The sequence below is a fragment of the Nostoc sp. CHAB 5715 genome, from assembly GCF_020829685.1.
In the GTDB taxonomy this organism is placed as follows: Bacteria; Cyanobacteriota; Cyanobacteriia; order Cyanobacteriales; family Nostocaceae; genus Nostoc.
Window position 1 is genome coordinate 1 of the sequence record NZ_JAIVFR010001112.1, and the last position, 2,261, is coordinate 2,261.

The following is a 2,261-nucleotide window of genomic DNA, read 5'->3' on the forward strand; positions in this document are numbered from 1 at the left end:
GATGCTGTATTCCAATCAAATCCAACTAATGGCGAATTTTCAGGAACACCGAAGGGAATGTAAGCAAGCTGTGCAAATTCTGGCTGTTTCTTCAGATTGACATAGCTTTGGTAGGCCATGACAATTGCCTGAAACTTTTGGGGATCGCGAATCCAAATTTGCTTTAAGTCCAAGTATGTGGGCGTCGTCAGGGCGATTTGTTTCTGGAAGGTGCTAAAAACTGAATTGACTTGAGAAGACTCTAGTTCAGCCATAGTCAATGGTTTGCCATCTTGAGCATGACCTGCTGAACGCCAAAGCAGTGTATGCAGAAAATTCAACGCCGATGAGGCGATATAAGGATTGGAATAACCAACTTCGATTTTGTCAGCAAGAATGGCATCCATCAAGCGATCAAACGTCACCCCTCCACCTTTAGCCAGTTCTTGATACACCTGGGGTTGGATTGCAAAGATGGCTTGGTTCGAGACTAATGCAGGTGCGATCGCTTGCAGTGGCAATCCTTCAGCTTTCAGTAACTCTAACCATAAAGCCGTTGCTGGTGTGTAACCTGCGGGTTTCCCTTTCTTAGCAGCTAAAATCTGTGTCCCCAATCCAGAAGGAATATTCCGAATCCCCACTTGAATGACTTCTCCAGAACTGAGCCTTTGTCGTTGCTGATTAAATTTTTCAACGACATCAATTAACCAACGTTCATCCTGTCGTTCTCCATTCGCTTTTTCAGCCGAGCTGTAGATTTCGACATACACGATATTCGGATCTTTGCTTGGCTTTGCACCGTATAGAGGAAACGAGTTTGGATCGGGCACAGAATCAGCTAGTGGAGGAATCACCACATTATAGGCGGCGGTGTCAGATACAAGCTGTGAATCCAATTGAATACTGGGTAAAAGATGTTGGCTTAGATAGCGATCGGCACTTTCAAATGAATTGATTGATGATGGTGTTGTACAAATCGACAAAAATGTCAGGCATAGTCCGATCGCTAGGCAAAATTTGAAAGGCAAATTTTTCATAGTTTTTAATCTCCTAAAATTCCTCTTTCGTTTTCCGCAATCAGTGTTTGCAGCCGGATCGAGATGACAGCAGGAGCGCTAAGTGAACGCCGCTCCAGACTTTCCAATGCAATTTGGTCGTGCAATTCCTGAAGCTGGTCATGGGTTTGCTGAAGTCGAGTCATGCTGCTTTGTAACTGTTGTTGCGCCAACTCTCGATAACGTGGTGTTTGCACTTGTTGAATAACCTGCAATGCTTGCACCAGTTGGTCAACTAAATCGAGAACAGTGTGCAATGTTTCGAGCAAGTCTGGAGTGAAAGTTGATTCCTGTTGGGCAATTTGTGTCGCAATCTGCCCAATGGCTTGAGCCTGTTGCTGAACCGATCGCCATAGAGATTGAGAAGTATCAGGAATTCGGTTATTAAAGTAACTGATTTGACTTAAAAAAACATCTTTTTCTAGTAAATTTGCAGAGACTGCTGAAGAGCTGATTTTTTGACCTTCGAGTTGCACGTACCAAGAAGCGATCGCCAATACAACAATCACTGCGCCGCTAAATAGAACAATTAAACGTATTCCTAGCCACAAAACAAAGCTAATATAACCAATTAATAGACCAGCCACTAAGAATTGAGTGTGAGACAGTCGAAAAGGATTGCCCCTGGGTTGAGTCATCATTCTATAAATTAATTTTGGAAACGGATTGCCGATGTGCGATCGCATTCTTTAGCTGTGATAAGTTTGGCATAGGCTGCCAAAGTAATGAATTCGTTGACAGCAAAGCTTTTACAAACGATGAAATCATTTGCAGAGTATGCAATTAACGTTTTCAAATGGTAAGAAAAAGACGTAGCAGTGCTACGTCTCTGCAAGGATTCTAGATAACGCATATTTTTTGCTCATGGCCGGAAATGCGATCGCATTGACTACGGGCGCTGTGCGTCATCGCAAACTTTTAAGCAAAAATGCATTTAGAAAGCGAACAAAGTGCTGACTAGGCAAAGATGAAGTCTCTAAAGAGACTGACATTGGTAGTGTCTTGAACGTTAGCGATCAAGTCAATGCCATAGTAAATTTGTGTGTCTAGAGCAAAACCGCCACTCAAGTCTGCATTCCCCAAAGAGTATAGACTAGAGAAACCCCCGGCTAGAATGAAATCAGAAGAGGGGTTCCAGTCAGTAATGGTAGCGTAACCAAGACCTAGGTATTCAACACCGAAGGAACTGCCAATAACGAAAGTATCAGAACCAGCACCACCAACCAG

The 2,261-nt window shown here is 43.3% G+C and carries 2 protein-coding genes and 2 pseudogenes; all 4 read right to left on the reverse strand.

The features are described 5' to 3' along the window. Positions 1-1,016: pseudogene (locus tag LC574_RS36550) on the reverse strand (substrate-binding domain-containing protein); the annotation flags it as partial. A 5-nt stretch (positions 1,017-1,021) separates the two neighbouring features. Further along, positions 1,022-1,675 (reverse strand): hypothetical protein, encoded by a 654-nt coding sequence (locus LC574_RS36555; protein ID WP_229458509.1) that lies wholly within the window; start codon positions 1,673-1,675, stop codon positions 1,022-1,024. Positions 1,676-1,683: 8 nt separating this feature from the next. Continuing rightward, positions 1,684-1,887 carry a hypothetical protein gene (locus LC574_RS36560; protein WP_229458511.1) on the reverse strand — a complete coding sequence of 68 codons (204 nt, stop codon included), beginning with the start codon at positions 1,885-1,887 and terminating at the stop codon, positions 1,684-1,686. A gap of 104 nt (positions 1,888-1,991) precedes the next feature. Beyond that, positions 1,992-2,261 (reverse strand): annotated as a pseudogene (locus LC574_RS36565) (hypothetical protein); the annotation flags it as partial.

Excerpts from the sequence above, each read along its gene's own strand:
- LC574_RS36555 (WP_229458509.1), bottom strand. The coding sequence starts at position 1,675 with ATGATGACTCAACCCAGGGGCAATCCTTTTCGACTGTCTCACACTCAA.
- LC574_RS36560 (WP_229458511.1), bottom strand. The coding sequence starts at position 1,887 with ATGCGTTATCTAGAATCCTTGCAGAGACGTAGCACTGCTACGTCTTTT.